Genomic DNA, 20799 nt, shown 5'->3' with positions numbered 1-20799 from the left:
AGCCGCAACAGCGTTCGAAAAGCGACCCGGCTGTCGGCGCCATGCCAGTATTTCTTTCGTGCTGCTCATAGGCCGGCCGGGGGCACGGATCGTACGAACGCACGCCTGTGACAGCAATAGGAGGCGGCGCTCCCCATCAACGATAGTTTCCCGCGGGTCACACGTTAGCAATGCGATCGCTCATCCAATTTCTGACCCAGCGCTGACGTTTGATATTCCCGAGCCCATCCAAGACTGATGCAGGCAAAAGTTCATGCTCTCCGCTGAAGAGGCCACGCGCTGGATGCCCCTCGGGCAACAGATCGAGGATTGCCTGGGCAGCTCCCGGATCTCGATCATGAAGGAAATAGGCACCGAGAACGGCGAGCGAACGATCCACGTTCGAATTAGCCATGCGTTCGCACAGCGCGACAGCTCTCTCGATCGGAGCATGGTGGCAGACAAGCACCACCGCTGACGGCGCTAGCGCCGCGCCAAGCCTGACAATCCGTTCCGGGATGAACGGAGCCAGCAACTCATTCTCAATTGTGGTGGCGAAAACTAAGGCATCAAGCGCGTCGAGCCGAAGCAGACCACGATCGCGGTCGCCGAATAGCGCCCGAATTCTCATGCGAATCGCGGGGGACCCGCAGTCGGCTGCGACCCGCAGACATCCCTGGCTGAGCGCTCGATCCGAGGTGGCCGTCGCTAACTTTATGAGCTGGTCACTGGTCTCGTCGGATAAGGGGGCGTAGGCCGCAAGACCTTCCACTGCCTCCCGCGCGATCGGGTAAGAATCAGGTTCGTTATGGGAAGGGTCAGCGTCCGACCACGTGTCGCCGGTCAGACGCAGCAATACGGGGAAGTGATCGGGATGCGGCTTCGCTGCAATCGCGCGCACCAGTGCCTGACGAACATGTCGGCCAGGATCGCCGGCAAGCGCGAGGACTTCGACGGGGAACGGCGGATCAGTTCGGCTCACCAAGAACTCGATAGCAACGACCCTTGCACTCGCCCGAACGTGCTGACGGGCCTTCGTGATGGCTTCTTCATCCTCGATCTCGACCGCAGCCGAAGCAGCGGCCTCTGCTAGGTCCTTGTCCTCGGTCTCATTCAACCATCGGCGAATCGCCTCGACCGGCATCACGCCCGCCTCAATCAGGAGCGGGACGACCTCCGAGAGGATGCGAGGCCGCGCCGTCTCCGCCGCTTGCCGCAAAATTTCAACCGCTTGATCGCTGAGCATCGCGGCACGCGACCGCCCGAGAAGCAGCACCCGACCGACTTCGCGATAAGCGGGATCCAGCGCCCGAATAAGGCTCGCCATTCCGGCCTTCTGGGGCTTGGAATAGCGGCCGCGCGCGGCGATCAGGTCGCAGAGGAAGGCAACGCGCAGGGCGGCGGTTGGAGAAGACGCGAACGCCTCGGCAAGAAGGTTCTGGTCGACGCCCATGGCGCAGGCGATGGCGGCCTCACTATCGCTTTGATCTGGAATGCCGGCGATCAGCGCTTGCTTGAGCTTCTCTCTGAATTCCGAATGCCAATGTTGACGCAGCGCGTCCCACGCCGCGTCCTCATGTCCGTCCGCCTGAGCTGCAGCGAACATCGCTGACAGCTCCTCGAGAATCGGGGCGGCTGTGGCATCCGCGTCGCGGATTGCGCGCGCCCAGTAATATCCGAACTCGGACGCGCGATTATGTCCAGCGAGCTCCTTCCAATCGCCGGCCGCACGGACGGCTTTGATATAAAGCTCAACGATGATGCCAGATGCATAGCCATCGTCGTCATGGCCGGAGGTATAATACTCCTCGAACCCATAGTCGCACTCACCATCGGCAATGAGGCGCCACCTTTCCGCATTTTTCGCCCGCTGGGCATCATCGCCTGCAAGATCGTCGAGTGCTTCTTCGAACACTGCTTTGAAGGTCGTAAGATCACGTAACGCGCCGGTCACGACCGCCTCGATATTCGAGCCGTGACCCATGCCAACCAGACGGCGCGCGGCATGAAGATAGGCGGGCTCAAGCCCAGTCGCGATGCGGTCGAGTGCCAACGGGAATTTGGCGCCATAGGAACCATGTTCGTCGGAAAGCTGATCGCGAACGAAACGCTCGGCGATCAGAAAGGAGCGTGGATCCTGTGAGATTCGATCATACCATGCGTCTGGGAAGTTGGGTGCCTTCCATCGGTCAATGAAAAAGGCCGCGCCTCGCTGGACGCTGGTCAACAACCAACGGGCCAGTTCCGATGGATTGGAAGCCTCACTGCCTACGTCGCTGGCTAGCTGGAGGAGCTTGGGAAAATCCGCGGATGGGTCGACCAGAGCAGCGTCTAGCCAACCATCGATTGCAGCTTGGGCGGCAGCGGGAACGTCGAAGGTGAACGCACCGCCTTCGACGCCGGCGACGAGCTGGCGCCCTTCGCCGATCAGGCGAGCGGCCGTCTCCATCCCCCACTCGACGTGCGGCTGCGGGAGGGTGGTGAGCGCGGTCAGCAGCGCTGCAAAAGCCGGCTCATATCGAAACAAGTCAGCCTTCAGATGGCTCTCGAAACCCGCCCGTACACTCGGATGCGCGAAGGCGACCGATGTTGTCGGCTGTCGAAGATGGCGCGCGGCGATCATCGTGTCGATCAGCTTGTCGAGACCATTGGCAAGGTCGGGCGCGGCGAGCCGTAAGGACCGCATCAACGCAACGAGCTGCGTGCGATCGAACGATCCCCGTGCCGCCAGCACGCCCCAGATCGCGGCAGATTGGCCCGTTGTGTCGGCATGGGTCAGGAAGCGGTCGACTACGCCCTCGACCGCATCACGATGAGCGAGACCGATCAGGCGATGGAGCCATTGCCCGTCATTCTCGCCGTCCACGCGACCGGACAGGAGGTTGGCGAAAAACAGGTCGAGCTCAAGCGGCTTTTCGAGCACGCGGAGGACGTCGGATCTAAAACTGAGCGCCTTCGCCTGAAGCTTGGGCGGGAGGAGATCCATGCGCTTATCGTAAATCTGGGCGAAACGACCGTTGAGATACCGATCGGCTTCCAGTTCGATCGACCATGGAGCAACGCCACCGACGGCTTGTGCGCCGCGCAGCATGTCGCTTCGCGACGTAACCACGAACTGATTGTCGCTACGGGCGTCGCGCAGCATCCGCGGAAGCTGCTCGGTCCACGTCTCCGAGCCGGTTCGCAGGCTATTCTGCCCCCAAGGATCTTCGAGATAAAAGAGCTTCGGTCCCGTCTGAACGATTTGCCGGATGCTCGAGGGGGCACTGTTCGGATTGACCACGACTATGTCGAGCGCCCCGTTGCGCTTACGCGCCTGATCGCACAGCGCGCGTGCAGCCAGCGTTTTGCCGGTTCCAGATGATCCGGCGATGACCACCGCGTTCTTCTTTTCAAGCTGTCGGAGCATGTCGGGGAAATTGGTGGGCTCCACGAAGGCATCGAGCTCCGCGACGCTCGCAAGAAATCCGCCGTGGGAGCGGACCGTGCCTAGCAGATCATTATAACCCCAGACCCCCGGCGAGGTGCCGCGCATACGCGTCTTGGCTTCCTCACGAAGTGTGTTGAGACATGCTTCCTGCCGATCCTTAGGAACGCGAAGGATAGCGGTCAGTATATGTTCTAACTCATATTGGAGCAGCTTGGGCGTCAGACCGGCATAGATAGCAACTCGCCGTTCGGGCGCGTCGGGCAGGATGTCACGCAATGAGGCCGGGAAGTCGTCTCCTTCCGACTGCTCCTCAAAATCGCCGACTAGCAGACTGCGAGCGACGCCCGACACATCGGCATTCGTCACGAGCAGGTACCGAGCATCGGGATCGGCGAGGTGGTCCTTGGCCGGGGTGCGCCGCTTGCCGTGTTTAAGGAGGCGCTCGAAATCGGCGAGCGACCACGGATCTCCGCCGCGTAACTTTACTTGCATGATGAGCCGGGCGGCAACGCCCAGCTCAGCCCGCGTCTCGATATGTCCGGGATCATCTTCTGTGAGTTCGACCTCGATATCATCGGCATTCGCTGGTTCCAGCGTGATGCGCGACGCGGATTTGGTGACGAAAAGGATTCGCAGCGCTGCCAAAATCGAAACGTCGAGTTGGTAATCGTACCCGGCCAGCGCGGCTGCGGCGCCCGAATCATTACCGAGGGCGGGGCTGGGATTGGCTGGCGCGTTCATCGGCAAACATTAGACTGGAACGAGTGCAAATCGACAGCAATGTGGATGCCATCCATGTTCCTCGTCGGCATAAAGTTTTTGGCGTCCGGCGATCTTCCTGGATTGACGCCCCGCGCCTGATAGGCGTGGTCTGACTGCCGCCCGAGGTTCTATCGTTTGCGGTGACCGCATCGAGCTTGTCCTGGTTATTCGCAAATTTTTTGATCAGTCCTCCTTCGCGGCGTGTCACCACTAATAGGTGCCGCGCCTGATTTGCCGGGCCGTGACGAAGCAGGAACCCAAGTCCGCGAGCGAATATAATCGAGTCCTCGTTTCCGATCGGAAATGCCACCATCGCTTTACCCGCAGGACAGGCATGTAAAGCGGTCGCCACCACAATGGCGAGGTTTGCGGTTGAGTGACGATCCGGGGTGGATCACAGTATCGGACGGGAGGAAAGATGGCCGAGAACGATGGGGACGGCGCCGAGACCATCCCACCGCTGCGCAAGCGCAAGCCGGATCAAACGCTGTACACGCGCCAGCCGGAGACGGAACGGCTGCTGGCAGGCCTTCTTGGGCTCCCCGAACGCGAGGTGCTCGAACGCGCCGCAATCACGCGGCGGAGCGATCCCGGCTGGCTCCGCGGCGAATGCCTCGTCTTCATGATGCGCCGCGCTTCGCGCCGCAGCGACAAGCGTTCCTACCAACGGTGGTGCCGGCTCCTGCTCGCGCGGGTGCGGGCGCAGATGCCGCATGGTCGCAGCGGAACGCCTTTGACCACCGTCGAACTCGCCATGGCCGAATACGGCATCGACCGGTTCGCCAAGCTGCTCGGCCCGGACCTGTCCGGCTATAACGAGTCGCTCGACATCTACGAAGCCGTGTTCGACCTCGCACTCGCACGCCTGCGCACCGATGCACTCAAGACCACCCTGCCGAAGCGGGACGACACCAAGCCGAAGCCCACCTACGTCGAATATGGCTCCGATCCGCGCGTGGATCTCGAAGTGGAGCAGGCCAAGGCTGAGGAAGACCTGTTCGGCATCGCGCGCGGCAATGACGAGGATTTCCGATCGAGAGTGTGGGAAGCGATTGACGCGCTACCGAAGGAACAAAACAGGATTCTCACCATGATGAGGGAAGGCGTGTCGCCAGGAGAGATGGCGAAGATACTCGGGCTTGAGCCCAAGACGCTATACAACCGCAAGATGGCGGCACTGAAGGCCGTGCGGGATGCGATCGGGAGCGCAGGACAATGAGCGCGGAGGAACCAACACTGGATGCCGTGCTCGAGGCCTTCATGATGGACGCACATCAGGACGGCGCGCTTGCGACCTACCTGCAGCGCCATCCGCAATTCTCGCTGGAGCTGATCGACCTTTCACACGAGATGCACCGTGCGCCGGCCGACGAGCCGCCGCCGCTCGACCACGCCGCGCGGACATCGATGGATGCCGTCGTCGCGCGCGTCCTCGAGGCTTGGCCGGTGCGAGAGGGAGTGCGCAACCTGTTCGCGGAACTCAGGCCTGCGGACTACGGTCGGGTTTCTAAAACGATGGGCGTGCCGCGCGGGGTGATCGGAGCCGTGAAGGACGGACTGGCGATCTGGTCCACCATTCCCCGCAAATGGCTGGCCCGCCTGGCCGCGGCGCTTGACGGCACGGTGGACGAACTGCGCGCGAGCATCGGGGGTGCTTCCCCACAGGCGAGCTATAAGTCCGAGACTCGACCTGAGCGGAAGGATCCGGTCCCGTTCGAACAGTTGCTGATCGAGGCACGCGTGGACGACGCGCGACGAGCCGAGATCATGGAGGACGGTGACTGATGGATGCGATCGAGACCTCGCGGCGGGAGGCGGCGGCCCTGCACACCGCCGCTCTTGCCCGAGGTGTCGATCCGTGGAAGCCGCTCGAGTTGGTCCTCGGCGAGGTCGAGCGCGCGGGTTTAGAGGCCGAACCGAGGCAGAAGGGTGCGACCCAGTTGGGAAACGCTCAGGCGAGATTCGACCCGGAGCTTGGCCTCATCCTTTACACGGACGAGGGCACGGACTTCGACCGCGCCTTCCTGATCGCACACGAACTCGGACACGCCTTGCTCGGCGACGGCGACGGCGCATGCGACACCGATCAGGAGCGCTCGTCGGAAGCCGCGCCCGAGGGCGAGGAGCGGGTGGTCGCCCATGGCCCGCGTCAGCGGCGCGAGGTGCAAATGGACCTGTTCGCCCGAGAACTCCTGCTCCCGCGGCCTTTCGTAAAGGACTTGCACCTCGGCAAAGGGATGAGCGGCGATAAGATCGCCGCTAGGATCGGCGCGACAAAGGGGGTCGTGTATCAGCAGATGCTCGACGCCCTGCTCCTTCCGGAAGCCCCCGCCGATTTGGCGCCGCGTCCGCGCAAGCCGTTGAACCAACGCCAGCAGGCGGCGGCGGACCACCGCGGATGCGCCTATATGCTGGAGGCTGGGCCCGGCACCGGCAAGACGCAGACGCTCACCGCGCGGGTGTCGGCGCTGCTCGCCGAAGGCGTCGATCCTCGCCGGATCCTGGTTCTCACCTACTCTAACCGGGCCGCCAGCGAACTAACCGATCGGATCGCTGGTGCGCGTGGCGATGCGCTGGCGGCGATGTGGATCGGCACCTTCCACGGCTTCGGTCTCGACATATTGCACGCGTTCGGCGACCGCATCGGCCGGACCCGCCGGCCGACCCTGCTCGACCGCGCCAGCGCCGTCGCATTGCTCGAGGACGAGCTTCCGCGACTCGGCCTGCGGCATCACCGCGACATGAAGGACCCGACGACCCTCGTGTCAAACATGCTCGATGCGATATCGCGAGCACAGGACGAGCTATGCGACTGCGCGCGCTACGCATCGCTCGCTGCGGCTATGCGTGACGCAGCGGACGAACTCGATGGCGAAGCGCGGGCCGCCGCCGTCGAGCGCGCCGAGCGGGCGGCCGAGATAGCGGTTTTCTACGCGCATTATGAGAAGCTCAAGCTCGCCGGCAACTTCATCGACTTTGGCGACCTCGTCATGTTGGCGGTCGACCTACTCGAGAACGACGCTGCCGCGCAGGCGCATTACCGGGGCAGGTATACCCACGTCCTCGTTGACGAATACCAGGACGTGAACCGCGCCAGCGTCCGCATGCTAAAGGGGCTGAAGCCCGACGGCCAGGGACTCTGGGTCGTCGGTGATGCGCGGCAGTCGATCTACCGCTTCCGCGGGGCCTCTTCTCGCAACATGGCGCTGTTCGCCCGTGACTTCCCCGGTGCCGAACATGGAGACCTGATCGAGAACTATCGCTCGACGGAGGAGGTCGTGCAACTGTTCACCCACCTCGGACAAGGCATGACGCCGGTCCGAGGCGAAGGCGATCCGGAGCCGCAGCCGTTCGAGCCTTTGAAGTCGGTGCGCGGCCCTTCCGGTGTTACGCCCGAGTTAATCGTGGTTCGCGAGAACGCATTTCTCGCTCCCGTTATCGCGGACGAAATCCTCGCCGACGTCGCGGCGGGTGGACGCTACCGAGACCATTGTGTGCTGGTGACCGGCAACGACCGCCTCGCCGTCATCGGGCGCGGTCTCGAAGCGCTCGGCGTTCCGGTGCTCTTTCTTGGCAGCATCTTTGAACGGCCCGAAATCAAGGACCTGCTCTGCCTCTTGTCGCTGACCACCGATCCGTGGGGCGCGGGCCTCGTGCGCGTAGCGTGCATGCCGGAATTCCGTATGGACCTTCAACAGGTGATCGAGACGACGACCGCGCTCAAGAGCCTCGCCGCAGGCGGCTCAAACGCGCTGCTGGACGCCGAGAAGGCCGCCGCGCTCTGTCCGTCGGCGGCGGCTCCGCTGGCGTCGCTTGCACACGCGCTTTCCGAGGTCGGATATGCGAGTAACCCCTGGTATGCGCTGGCTGGGATCCTGCTCGATCGGTCGTCGATCGCAGCGCGCCTCGCGGCGGGAACCTCCGCTGCGGACCGCTCCCAGGCGATCGCGGTCTGGCAGTTCATGAACTTCGTTAAGGCGGTCGGCGCACGCGAGAAACCGGCCATCCCGGCATTACTGCGGCGTGTCCGGCGCCTGCTTCGTTTAGGCGACGACCGCGATTTGCGTCACCTGCCGGCGGCTGCCTCAGGGATCGACGCGGTCCGCCTCCTGACGATCCACGGCGCGAAGGGGCTTGAGTTCCCGTCCGTCCACCTGCCGGGTCTCAACGCTGACACCATGCCCAAAGCCGCTCACTACGGGCGCCCGGCCTGTCCTCCACCGGACGGCATGATCGAATTCGCCCGAGGTTCCGTCACCGAAGAGCTCGCGATCAGCCACGAGGAGGAGCAGGATTGCCTGCTCTACGTCGCAACGTCGAGGGCTCGGGACCGGCTCCGGCTCTACCGCTGCTCCGAAAAGAAAGACCGTAAGCCGCGCGCCGAATCCTCCTACGTCGCGCGCCTCGCAGGTCGGCTTACCTCGCGCGAAGCAGCGCCGTCGCGTGAGCCGTCGGTTCCTGCGGACGCGATTGCCGTCCCCATAAGGGTGCCGGCGACGCTCAGCCTCGCAGGATGGAGAATCGAGACTTACCGCAAGTGTCCTAGGCGTTTCCTCTATATGCAGCTCTTACGCACAGGCGGAGCGACCGACCGCACCATCTACGGGTTGGTGCATGACATCGTAAGGAGGGTATGTCGCGACATCGCCATGGGTCCGACCACGCCGAGTGAGGTGGAGCTCGAGCGTTTGACGCGCGCTGCATGCGACGTTCCGGAGCTTTCCGAGCATGGCTATTACGCCGATTTCGTGCAGCTCGCGGTCGAGCTCGTCGCGTTCTATGGGAGGGAGCGCCGAACCCTAGCCGTCGCCAGCCATGCGACGGTTTCTATCCCCATCGGAGTCGACTTCGTTGAAATCGACACGCACGAGGTCCTCGACGATGATGGCTCAGCCGTCCTGTGGATCGTGAAGACAGGTCACCAGCGTAGCAAAGCGGAGGAAGCGATCGACGTGCGCGCGGCAGTTGTGGGCGCGATGACGCGCATGTCGGGCTCACGGGTCGAAATGCTCAATCTGGCGGACCGGCGCCGGGCCACAGTTTTTCCCAAAAAAGGCGCTGAAGGCCACTTTCAGCGAATTACCGCAGCAGCACTAGCGGGCATCCGAGCCGGATCCTTCCCGAAGCTCGACAACGCTGGCCCCCGTAGCTGTGGGAACTGCCCGGCGCTGATGATCTGCGATGCATTGCCGTCGGGCGCGGCGACGGTGGCTATATAGCCACGGCTTGCGAGCCGACGGGCAGCCAACGCTTTCCGATACAAAACGTGGCTTCGATTGACCGTGCAGGACCCCCGGAAGGGTTCGCATTGGAGCTTCGAAGATGGACTATGAAAAGATCGCGAGCGGCGCCGACGGTCCCATGCGGGACGACGGCGTCGAGCTGAACCACACCACCGACTACCGCCTCAACTATGGCGATGGCGCCCTGACGTTTCGCCAGCTGGTGTTCGCGGACCCGGTGCCCGTCGGGCGCCAGATCCTGGAGTGCGCCGGCGTCCGCGACATCGAGCAGTATGCGCTGATCGCGATCCTGCCGGGCGGCGCCATGGAGGACATCCGCCTCGACGAGCCGGTCGACCTTCGCGGCCGCGGCATCGAGCGCGTCGTGGCCTTCCGCACCGACGTCCTGCAGCGTGCGTTCCTGCTCGGGCGCGACATGCTCTGGGGCCGACCCGACATCAGCGGACATGACCTCTACGCGCTCGCCAACCTGTCGGAGGGCGAGGCGCTCTACATCGACGTGCCGGGCGGGACCGATATCCCGGTCCCGCGCGATGGCATGGTCGATCTGGCCAAGCCTGGCGTGGAGCGTTTCGTGGCCGGCCCGCCGCACCCGCCGGCGGGCTTCGACGTCGCGGTGAGTTACAACGGTATCGTCCGTACCGTGCGGGTGACGCCAGGCGAGACGATCGCGGCGCTGATCGAAACCGTGCGGCCGCAATTCGGCAATCCGGGCGGTGACCTAGTCCTGGTGGATGCGGGGTCGGGACGGGTGCTCGAGCCGACGCATACCATCGCGCAGGAGGGCGTCCAGCCTGGCGCCCACCTGCAGCTGCGGCCCCGCACGGTGCAGGGCGGCTGACATGCCGACACTTCTGCCACGGCATGTGTTTGACGAGACCTTCGACCGCCTCCGCTCCTGCGGAGGCGGTCGTCGCGAATGCCAGGCGCTCTGGGTCGGACCCTGGTCCGATCCGGAGCGCGTGACCCGCGTGGTCCATCCCAAGCACAGCGCCAGCGCCGTCGGGTTCACGCTCGAGGACAGCTGGCTGACATCGTTCTGGAAATCGCTGGCGGATGCCGGAGAAGGCGTCCGTGTCCAGGTGCACACCCACCCTGGCGCCGCCTACCACTCGGCGACCGACGACGCCTTCCCGATCCTCGCGGTACCCGGCTTCCTCAGCCTCGTCATCCCCCGCTTCGCACTCGGCGCAACCGGATTCGACAGCGCGTTCCTCGCGCGCCTCGATGACGACGGGCGTTGGCGCGAAGTGCCTATCAAAGACCATCTGGAGATTGTCTGATGTCACTCAACGAAGCACTTTCGCGCACCCTCCTCCTCATGCGGACCGACCTTGACGCCTCGGTCCCTGACGGAGCCTTGCTCGATGCGCTGACTTCCGTCCGCGTGGTGCTCCACGCGGGCGCCGACGCGATGGCGACGCATTCCGGGCAGACCGCGCTCGTCACCGCAGCACTCACCATGGCGAGGTCGGGCCATGAGGTATGGATCGACTGCGCAGACGTCGACACCATCGGTGCGCAGCCGCCGCTCGAACCCGGCAGCCTGATCGACGCCATCGTCGCCGTCGGCAAGGACTTGCTGCCCGGCTGTTCGATCGCCCGAGGAGCTCCGCCGAATAATGACCTCGCGGTCACGATTGGCACGGTCGCCACGAGCATCGAGTCTACCCGCCGCATCGCGATCGACGCGGGCGATTGGTGGGGGCGGATCGCGCCGCAAAGCGCCGGTTGGTCCGGGTCGGACTGGCCGCTGGGCGGCATCTGCGCCGGTGTGCTGGTCGCCTCGGAGGCATTCCGGATCGCGATGCGGCGGCTCGCCGACCATGCCCGCGCCCGCGACTATTTCGATGAGCTTTATGCGGAAACCGCAGACGCCACCTTCGCCTTGGCGCCGGAGAACACGCCGAAGGCTATTTCGCTCCCGCACTTTGACCTCGTCAGCGGCGGCGCGATCGCGAACGCGGCGCTATTCGCTTTGGCCAGGCTACCGGGGGTGGTCGGCAGCGGCCGGGTGCTCGACGACGATGTCTCGGCGCTAAGTAACCTCAATCGGAACGCGCTGCTGGTGCGCAGCGCGCTGGAGATCGCCAAGGTGACGGACCTCGCACATCGCGCGAAAGGTGTTGCCATCGATCCCGAGCCCGTCCGCTACGTCATGGGCATGCCGGTAGCGCCTATTGTGCTGGTGGGCGTCGACGACATTCCGTCACGCTGGGCCGTGCAGGCAGCAGGACCAAACTGGCTGGGAGTTGGAGCGACCGAAGGCTTTGCCGTGTTGGTCTCGTCGCACTCACCAAGCCAGCCTTGTGTCGGGTGCCTTCACCCCGCCGCAGCGACGCCGACCGGGCCCATCCCGACCGCCGCGTTCGTCTCGCTCCTGTCGGGCCTACTCCTCGTCGCCCGCTGGCTCCGATCGCTCGGGCCCGAGGGGCCGGCCCTCGCCGACCAGCAGGTCTTCATCAACGCATTGCGCCCGGAGGGCTGGACCTTTGGTGCCATGCCCGTCGCGCCCAATTCCGGTTGCCCGGTCGCCTGTACCGCGTCCACGGCGCGCGCAGCGGCCTGAGTGCGGCAGGCGCCGGTCGCGCAAGTCCAAGGTCAGCGGATTTCGATTTGGGTCATGACCGCGGCGATCGGCTGGTGCACCCAATACTCGAAGCGCGTCCTGCCGGTGACGCGCTCGATCGCGCGGGCGTAGACTGAGACCTGACCCGCGAAAGCGCGCAGGCGCTCCTCGTCGAGCGCGACCGAGCCGGGGAAGCTCTTATGGTCGATGATTGCATAGCCGTCGCCGAGATCGACCAGCAGGTCGAGGCGGCCGGACAGCACCTGCAGGCCGTCCTCCGCGTGCACCGGCCACTCGCGGAGCACGGTCGCGCCCGCGAACCGCGTGCCAACAAATGTGTGGAGGCGATCGGCGATGGTCACCAGATCCGCCGGCGCCAGATGGGGCACACCCCAGCGCAGAAGCACGGCCTCCGCCTCGGACGTCCGTACCTCAAGGCCAGCGCCTGGGTCGTCGGAAGCGAGGAATCGATGAATCGCCTCGCCAAGCAGCTGCAGATCCGGATTGCCTACCAGCGGGATGCGCGCTCCGAGCCCATCCGTGCACCTTACGACTACCCCGGCATCCTTCAGGACCGCGTCACTCGGCCGTAGTCGCAGCGGCGGATGCGCGACACGCGCCGTCGTGGGACGGCCGTATTTAATCACGGTCTCCGCTGCATCCTCGGCAGGCTGCAGCACATCGGCGCAGGTCCGTGTCGCGAAGCGCTCGGCGGCGACGGTCACCGCCGCGCCTACGTCGGCGATGAGAGGCGAACCCGCGTCGTCCGTAAGCTCGTCGAGCCACGGCAGGGCGCCACCGGTCGTGGCAAGCACGAGATGGTCGCGCGCGCGCGTCATGCCGACGTAGAGCAGGCGCGTGCGCTCCAACCGTTCGGCGGCGATCGCGGCGATCCCCTGCGGGCTGACCGGAGCGCTCACGTCGAGATCGACGTCTTTTTGCTGCTCGCCATAGGGCCAGGGCCAGTAACGCAGCACCCGTCGAGCAAGTGGAGCGTCCCAATCGGGTGAACCCTCATCCTCGGCAGTCAGCCCGAACGGTGACCCGCGCGCCGGCGCGTCGAGCTCGGTCAAGACCACGACGGGCCATTCGAGGCCCTTTGCACCATGGTAGGTCATGATGTTGACCGCGTCGGGATGCGTGCTCTCGGGCTGGCGTGCATCGTCGCGGTCCGCGATCCATGCGCAGGCGCCGGCCAAGGTGGCGGCCTGACGCTCCGCGCGCTGTTCCTCTTGATAGCCCTCGACCAAACCCCTGAGTGCCTCAAGATTCTGCAGGCGCTGCTCGGCCTCGCCCCAGCGCAGAATGGTGTCGAGGACAGTGTCGGCGTGAAGCAACGCGTCGAGCACTTCGGCTGGCGTCAATTGCGGCGCACGCTCGCGGATCGCCGAAAGCGCTTCGGCGAACGGTAGCTGGGCGACGAGGCCCGCGCGTGCGTCGGCTTGGAAAACGGCGGCGAACCAGCCTTCACCGTCTGTGCCGAGACGGGCAAGCTCCGCGAGCGCGAGCGTGTCGCTGCCGTCGGCGATCCAGCGGAACGCGGAGAGCGCGAACTCGATCTCGGGTTGATCGAGAAGTCCCGAGCGCTCGACGGCGACACGGACGCCGTGCGCCGCGAGCGCTGCCGCGAGATCGCTGACTTGCGCATTACTGCGGCAAAGCACCGCCACGTCGCCGCCGCGCGCACCGCGCGTCGTACCACTCCGTTCGGTGACCGGCCAACCGGCGGGGTCGGCGAGCAGGCCGGCGATCCTGCTAGCGAGCATCGCCGTGCGCTCGTCCTTCCGCTTGCCCGTCATCGGAAGGAAGGAAAGGGCGGCCGGGAATGCGGAATCCTCAGTCCGTGCGCATCCCTCGAAGCAGATCTCCTCCTCGGCCATGCCGACCCGCAGCATGTTCGGGGCAATCGCGGCGTTCACGAAGTCTGCCAGTTGCGGCCGTGTCCGGAAGGAGCGGCGCAGATATGCCACCCCGCCGCCCGATGCTGCGGTAATCGCCGCCGCCGCCGCCGTGGTGAGCGCCGGGTCGGCGTCGCGGAAACCATAGATCGACTGCTTCGGATCACCGACCCACAGATTGCGGCCGGCAATGCGCGAAAGCGCGGTGAAGATGGCGATCTGGATCGGGCTGGAATCCTGAAACTCGTCGACGAAAACGGCACCGATCAGCTCGCGCAGTCGCGGGCCATTCGCGGGGTCGGAGATAATTTCGAGCGCAAGCATTTCCTGGTCGACGAAGTCGAGCAATCCTCGCGCACGCTTGTGCGCTGCATATGCCTCCATGCACCGCGCTGCGCAGTCGAACACAAGTTCGAGATAGCGATCGATGTCGGCTCTCAGCGCGGGATGACGAGGATGGGCAGCCGCGGCGGCGATCACTGCCGTGAACAGGCCCGCGTCTGCCTTGGTAACGCCGAGCTTGGTGAGCCGCGCCCAGTCCGACCAGGGCAGCCTGTCGCCTGACGCCAGCGTCCGCAGGGCCTTCTCCACGACGGGGACGTCCTTGGAGAGCGTCGTGGCCTTCAGACCTGCACGCCCACGCTCGACCTCGACTATGCACGCCTCGAGCGCCAGGCGGAGCGCTTGATCGAGGGCGTCGTCCGTCTCGCCCGCCGCTGCGGGGGGCAAGAGCGCGACAAGGCTCGCCGCCGAGCGCTCGGCGCATTGCGCGAGCCTGTCGGCCGCTATGCCATTAGAGCGCGCAAGGTCCACGGCGCGCCTGACCTCGTCATGCCATCCCCTGATAGTCCTGCCATGCATCGTATAGCTGCGCGCCTGCAGGCCAAAGCGCTCGGCGACCTGCGCGATCGCCGGACCGCTTTCCTCGATCACGGCGCCTACAGCGCGCGAAAACACCGCTGCCTGGCGATCTTCGGCGATAACCTCGGCCACCGGAGACCTCCCGAGTTCGAAGGCGAACTCGGCGATCAGCGATCCGCAGACTGAGTTCACGGTGCCGATGCGCGCCGAAAGCATTGCCGCCGCTAGATCGGCGCGGCCAGCCTCGATCAACCGGGCCCGGATACGTCCCGAGAGCTCCGCCGCGGCGCGCTTTGTGAAGGTTGTCGCGAGGACACGGTGCGGCGGTATGCCGCCCATGACCTCCGCCACAATCTCTTCGACCAGGCGGTAGGTTTTGCCGGTGCCGGCGCTCGCGATGATCGTGTCGACCCTGTTCTGTACGCCAACCTCCGTCATGCGAGCCCCCTGACACGGCACAGCGTTGCATAGTCGCACCACCCGCAGTGCACATCGCGGGTGATGCCCAGTTCGGCGGGAATGCTGTCCTCAACACCCTGGACGCCTGTCGCGAGAATCGTTCCCGCCTCCGCGCCCGCCCGCCACGTCCGCCAACCCGCGAGGATCGCGGCCCAGGTGTCGGGAAAGGAGCGTGCCCCTTCGATGGGTCGCCCAACGAGGCCGCTGCCGACCAACGTCAGGAACTGCCGCTGGTTCAACAGGAAGTAGCCAGCCCGGTAGGGTCCGCCGCCAGAGACCAGCGCGCCGTAGGTCGCGAGCTGGACTGCACGGCCCTTTGCAAGCTCGTCGACCCGCGAACGGTCGCTACGCGTCCACTTCAGGTCCACGATTACGGCGTTTCCGGAGCGGTCACGGGCGACGAGGTCGACCGACCCCTGCATCGCGAGCAGAGTCTCGAAAGTACCGCTGACCTGCTGCTCGGTCGCCTCTACCGTCAGACCGTTCTCCGAGAGGCAGCTGGCGAGACTGGCCATGGCCGCAGGAAGTCGTCGGCGCGCCGAGTTCAGCTCCTCGGCGAACTCCGGGTGTCGGAGCGGCGCTGCCAGCTGGTCGATTCGTCCCTCGAGGAGAGCGGCCGCGTGCTGCTCAGCCTCCGCCAGTCCCGGCGGATCACCAGGCGCGAACACTTCGCGGGCGATCGCGTGAGCGAGATTCCCCAGCAGTTGATTGGCATCGGGAATCGAGCGGACGCGGCCGGGACGGAGCCGAGCCACATGCCGCAGGGCCCACATAAGCTGACAGGAGAAGAGATTCTCCAGCGACGTCGCGGACTCCACCGTGTCGGCAACTCGCGCCGAAAACCCACTGGGCACGGGCCAGGCGAATTGCGCAACGGGCAGTGCTCGTGGCTCGATGGCTCGGCGTCCGATGGTCGTACCCGCGAGTTCGAGTGTCGGCCCGCGCAACGCTGCCTCGAGGGCAACTCGCGACGCGACACGGTCCAGCGCCGGTTTCAGGCGATGGGCGAGTGGATGCGCCATCTCGTCCGCCTCACAACCCGGTCCGCCCGAGACGAAGACGATACGCTCGCGCGCGTTCATGACCGATCGCTCCCAAGCGGCGCTCGCGGCTCGGGCGGCCAGTGTCACGTCGTCGGCGGGACAGCCTGCGGCCGCGAGCTCCTGCCGCTCAGCTTCGGTCCACGGCGAGCGCGAGGCGCCTTCGCGCGTCGTGGAAAAATTCCACCAGACCACCGCGTCCCTCGGCGCCCAAATCGCACCCGGATGGGGGACGCTGCGCCATCGCGCGGCCTCGGCCTGTGAGCCGGGGTTCGGGTGCCCTAGGTCCAACGCTTGGTCTATCACCCGCTCGACCAGGAGACGCGGCACAAGATCTCGGCCAAGCGCTGCGAGCGCCGCGCGCACCTCGCCCGACAATGTTGACGTCGAGGCATAGAGCAGGTCGCCGGTGGCAGCGTAGCGGCGGACCGCCCATGCGGTTACGCGCTCGCAGATGCCGAGCGCCTGGGCGAGCGGCATCCCGGAGGCCGCATCCGCCATTTCCGGCTCAGTCCACTCCCGCCACCGCGCCAGCCTGGGCTCGACGGCGGCAAGGGCGTCGGCGTCGCCTGCGGCGTACTTGCGCTCGGCAGTGCCGATCGCTTCCCAAGCTTCAATCCATTCGGGGCCGCCGCGCCCGGGTGCCTGTTCGAGGGCAGAGGCGAGCCGCCGTGCCGCGCGCGGGGCGATGGGGGAGGCCGGGAAGATCAGCAGTTCCATCAGCGCCTGAGGATCGAAGGGTGCCCAAGACCCTCTGAAGGCCAGCAGCAAGAGCTGAAGGGAACCACGGTGGATCGACGACCGGCTCCGGCCAGCACGCGGTTGACCGATTGCACTCAGCCCGTGGTCGAGGAGGTCTGTATCACCCTCCTGCGCGACCAGCGCCACGTCGCCGTCCTGACCGGCGAACCACTGACCCAGTACTTCGGCCGCGAGGGGCTCGCTTGCCGACGCTGCCAAGGTCACGGAGCCGTCAGCACCGGGCTCGGGTACGATGCCATCGACGATCCACCTCTGCAGGCGGCCGAGCGATGTGGCTGGCGCGGCAGCGGTACTGATCCCCACGTCCTCCACGATGCAACCGAGGGCTCGCAGCCGTTCCACAACGCGACGTAGCGGAGACGGGAGCAGGTGAGCGGAATCGATCAGACGGAGGCGAGTGATCGGCGAGGTGGTCGATCCGCCAAGCTTCGCGAGAATGGCGGCGATGCGATCAGCAAGGCCGGGAGCGAGATCCGTCGCCGATGTGGAGGCGATGGCAAGCTGGGTAAGCCGTTCACCAGACCAGGTTGCGTCGCCACGCCATCCGAGGCCGACGAGCTCGTCGCGCCAGCCAAGGAGGGTTCGCGCCGTAGCCCAGGGATCCATGGCGAGCGAGCGAGACCAGAAGTAGTCGCCTTCGAGCGCTTCAAGAGTCGACTGGAATGCAGCGATCCGTACCACCTGGGGGCGGCGCGGACCGCCCAAGCCCACGGCCGTCTCAAGGATATCGAGAAGACCCACCGGGCCTACGACCGGCTGGCCTAGCGCCCCGGGCCCCTCGCCGCCGTGATCGGGGCTGGAGCCGCCATCTGCCCAAAGGCCAAACACTACGTCCATCTCGATATTCCCTCCCAAGGGAAGCATGTCAGTTCGATACCGCTAGATGCAACCGGCTTCATGTCCGATCTGACTCGGGGCAGTTTGGAGCAAAGCGAGCGCGACCTGATCACCGGTTTCATTGAAGTCTAAGCGAAGCGGGTTACACCGATCGGAAAGCCGCGCTGGATCCTACAGTCTTTTTTGGCGGGTAAGGGTCCGTAACTGGATCTTCCCGAACACGACGGCCCGGTGAACGAATGTCAGCAAGGCGACGCGGCTCGCCCGGAACCTGCCAGAGCACAAACGGCCGGGGTCGGTCGGCCGATGAGACCAGAGGTGCAATCGCTGAACGTCGGCATTTGATAAGATCCGCCGTTCGCCACGTCGCCGGTTAACGGCAGAAATGTCCCAGAATACGCCGTTCCGATCCAGCGCTCGGTATGTGGGATCACGCCGAAAGCTACCTATCAGCCTAGCAAAACCGCAGGTTGGCAATGCGCCTTAGTATCGGTCGTTCGATGCCACCTTCCATAATACCGAAAGCTTCGATCCGTTCAACAGGCCCGATCTGGTTTGGGGGTCTGCAGCGAAGCACACTTACCGATGCTGCACTATCGTTGTGCGCTATAAAAAGAGTGGTTGATATCCCGGAGTGTTTCGAGGCCCGGATTAGTCTGGCTGCGACAACTGATTGGCGATCGAGTTGACGGCGGCGACTGCCATTGGAAGCTCCGAGTCAAAAGCTGCGTTCACCTCCGCTTCAAACCGTGTATCCGCCGCACTGTTCTGCCAGTCAATATATTTTTCGGCGAAGCGCAGAAGCTTGCAGGTATAGATCGTGAAGCTACCTTTCGGCGTCTTGGGTATATAGACGTGCCGGTAGTGGAAGATGTGATCGTTAAACTGGTCGAAATGTGGATGTACGATTTTGAAATCTGCTGATGACGACGGATATGTCTTTCGCCCGCGCGTTTTTAAAACCTCTGTCTCCGACTTGGCGAGATTGCAGTCGGGGCAGGCCGCTGCGAGATTGCGCGGTGTAAACAAGAACCAAGCATATTTCGCGCGGTCAACGATATGCTCGACGTCCCAAGCGCGATGGTTTTCGGTGCCTTGATGTCGATCGCAATAGCAGCAACGCGAGCCTTGCGCCGCGATGTAGAACGATTTGATGCGGCCCTTCAACGCCTTCAGCGCGTCCTCAGACCAATAGTCGCCGGATTTTGACTCACGAGGTAAAGCTTCAAACGCGTCGACCAGATCCTTATCGGCGTCCGCATAGGTGACCGCCGCATTGATCATGACTCGACCTCGGCCTCAGCGGCATTTTGCAATTCGAGAATCAGCTGAGCGACGGGGCTGCTGGCCTGAAGTCGAGGCAGATTCTCGTTGAGAACCTCCATCGCATTGGCGAAGGCGAGGGTGCCAATCTCGCCATCCGCGGCTAGCCGCAATGCCTTGATGATCTCTTCCTTGAGATAGAGATTGTTGTTGCCAGGTTCTTCAAACGCGGTCGCCAGTAGATAGTCGTAGGACTTCCCGGCATAGTCGGCAGCGCTTTCCGCACGTCGTCGTTCCGGATCCAACGACACAACATTCGATGCTTTAGGGTCGATGTCCGACAGGATCAAAGGTGAATGGGTTGCTAGAACAAAGTGACAACCTGTGAAGTTCTCGAACGTTTTTGTTAGTAAGTCGATATATTGCTTCTGCCATTCAGGATGAAGACTAATTTCAGGTTCGTCGATAAAGACAAGGCTGTTGTCGCTGATCGTCGAAGCAAGCCCTAGGAAACCCGTGGCGATGCCTAATTCGCCAGAGCTAGCCAACCGCAAATCCAGTATGGCGCCGTCAGAGATGCGGCGCACTTCGACTGAAGACAGGTGAACGAGTTCGACCCGACGAAGCCGCTGGATCCTGTTAAAGAACTCGTCGTCGGATACGCCCTGGAAATCCGCGCGTAGAACGACCTGTCGCTGCTGATCCATGCGGTCGGCGAATTCTTGCGCGATTTCTCGCACCGCTTCGAATTCGTCGCGATCCTCATGTAGACGCTCGAAGGGGCGGGAGCTGCGGATGGTCGAGCGCGTCTCGAAAAGATCCCCGAAATCGTCGCCCTCGATAAGCCGCTTGAACCGGGTGGTCGCGCCAGGCACGGCGCGGTAGCGCACCTCGATCTGAGGCTGATACCCGAGAAGTTCAAATACCTCCGCGATGCGCATTCGCTTGCGGTCGCTTCCCTTCGAAGCCCCGAAGAGCCCCTCCAGGGCTCGAAACATCGCGGCCGTTGGGGATGCCCGGCCGGTCCGATCGCGCAACCCGAGGTAGGAATAGCGCTGTTCCTCCCAATATGCCGGATCGTCCGGGCGAGAGCGCAGCGATCGCGAAAGGCGAAACTTATCGAAGGGCGTCGTCGTCAGGGCGATAATCTTGCCCGGAAGCGGGAGGCTTTCGGCGGAACATTGAACCCCGTCCAAGGTCGCTTTGATCTCGCGCCTAGCGTTCAGCTCGACCCTACAATGGACGCCGTCGAGCAGATACTCGATCATCGACACGCCAGGGGAATCGAAACGGCCAAAGCGACGACCGCTATCGAGGCGCTCAAGCACGTCAGCCACGCCGGCAAGCAGACGGCTCTTGCCAACGCCATTCCGACCGATCACCACCGAGACCCAGGCGTTGGTATCGCTGAGCGCCACTGGCGCGAACTCGACATCCATAAAACTAGGCGCGTTGGCCTGATGGCCAGCGTCCTTTGCGCGACTAGCATTTTCAAAAGTGCCCGCCGCGCGCAGCAGCCTAAAACCTTGCATCTTGCCTCGCCCCCCCGGTGCTAGCCGCAACATTTCTTCCGTTTTCGTTAGCTGCCGGATCCGGCGCAAACGTCAAGATCAGGTTAGCAAATCTAGACTTCATATATCGAAGATGCCCTGATCTGGCAGAGCGAACCGAATTTAAGGTGGAGCTGCCTGCCCGC

11 protein-coding genes are annotated in these 20799 nt (G+C 64.2%); 6 read left to right on the top strand and 5 right to left on the bottom strand.

Annotated elements, in window-relative coordinates; genetic code table 11:
• Positions 1-157: 157 nt before the first annotated feature.
• On the bottom strand, positions 158-4150 hold the full coding sequence (locus GGQ96_RS04260; protein ID WP_184111792.1) for an nSTAND3 domain-containing NTPase: 3993 nt from the start codon (positions 4148-4150) through the stop codon (positions 158-160).
• A gap of 439 nt (positions 4151-4589) precedes the next feature.
• Here GGQ96_RS04260 and GGQ96_RS04255 point away from each other — a divergent pair, with 439 nt between their 5' ends.
• The 6 genes from GGQ96_RS04255 (at position 4590) to GGQ96_RS04230 (ending at position 11983) form a co-directional block, all read left to right on the top strand.
• Positions 4590-5390: an RNA polymerase sigma factor gene (locus GGQ96_RS04255; protein WP_184111790.1), complete on the top strand. Its 801-nt coding sequence runs from the start codon at positions 4590-4592 to the stop codon at positions 5388-5390.
• Positions 5387-5956, top strand: coding sequence for a hypothetical protein (locus GGQ96_RS04250; RefSeq protein WP_184111788.1), 570 nt, complete (start codon positions 5387-5389; stop codon positions 5954-5956). Before GGQ96_RS04255 ends, GGQ96_RS04250 begins: the two co-directional genes overlap by 4 nt.
• The gene (locus GGQ96_RS04245; RefSeq protein WP_184111786.1) at positions 5956-9390 is read left to right on the top strand and encodes a UvrD-helicase domain-containing protein; all 3435 of its coding nucleotides are present in this window, start codon (positions 5956-5958) and stop codon (positions 9388-9390) included. Before GGQ96_RS04250 ends, GGQ96_RS04245 begins: the two co-directional genes overlap by 1 nt.
• Positions 9391-9493: 103 nt before the next feature.
• Positions 9494-10255: a multiubiquitin domain-containing protein gene (locus GGQ96_RS04240; RefSeq protein ID WP_184111784.1), complete on the top strand. Its 762-nt coding sequence runs from the start codon at positions 9494-9496 to the stop codon at positions 10253-10255.
• Position 10256: 1 nt separating this feature from the next.
• The gene (locus tag GGQ96_RS04235) at positions 10257-10697 is read left to right on the top strand and encodes a Mov34/MPN/PAD-1 family protein (RefSeq protein ID WP_184111782.1); all 441 of its coding nucleotides are present in this window, start codon (positions 10257-10259) and stop codon (positions 10695-10697) included.
• Positions 10697-11983: a hypothetical protein gene (locus GGQ96_RS04230; protein WP_184111774.1), complete on the top strand. Its 1287-nt coding sequence runs from the start codon at positions 10697-10699 to the stop codon at positions 11981-11983. The genes GGQ96_RS04235 and GGQ96_RS04230 overlap by 1 nt, the downstream gene beginning before the upstream one ends.
• A 32-nt stretch (positions 11984-12015) precedes the next feature.
• Here the strand turns inward: GGQ96_RS04230 and GGQ96_RS04225 are convergent, their stop codons facing one another.
• From GGQ96_RS04225 to GGQ96_RS04210, 4 genes are all read right to left on the bottom strand, one after another.
• A complete protein-coding gene (locus GGQ96_RS04225; protein WP_184111772.1) occupies positions 12016-15180 on the bottom strand; it encodes a UvrD-helicase domain-containing protein in 3165 nt (1054 codons plus the stop codon).
• Positions 15177-17867 (bottom strand): PD-(D/E)XK nuclease family protein, encoded by a 2691-nt coding sequence (locus GGQ96_RS04220; RefSeq protein WP_184111770.1) that lies wholly within the window; start codon positions 17865-17867, stop codon positions 15177-15179. The genes GGQ96_RS04225 and GGQ96_RS04220 overlap by 4 nt, the downstream gene beginning before the upstream one ends.
• A 624-nt stretch (positions 17868-18491) precedes the next feature.
• Positions 18492-19124: an HNH endonuclease gene (locus GGQ96_RS04215; RefSeq protein ID WP_184111768.1), complete on the bottom strand. Its 633-nt coding sequence runs from the start codon at positions 19122-19124 to the stop codon at positions 18492-18494.
• Positions 19121-20635, bottom strand: coding sequence for an AAA family ATPase (locus GGQ96_RS04210; RefSeq protein WP_184111766.1), 1515 nt, complete (start codon positions 20633-20635; stop codon positions 19121-19123). Before GGQ96_RS04210 ends, GGQ96_RS04215 begins: the two co-directional genes overlap by 4 nt.
• Between the last annotated feature and the right edge of the window lie 164 nt (positions 20636-20799).

The organism is Sphingomonas abaci (assembly GCF_014199625.1).
Classification (GTDB): domain Bacteria; phylum Pseudomonadota; class Alphaproteobacteria; order Sphingomonadales; family Sphingomonadaceae; genus Sphingomonas; species Sphingomonas abaci.
Note: the sequence above shows the minus strand (reverse complement) of the source record. Positions and strands in the feature narration are given on the sequence as shown.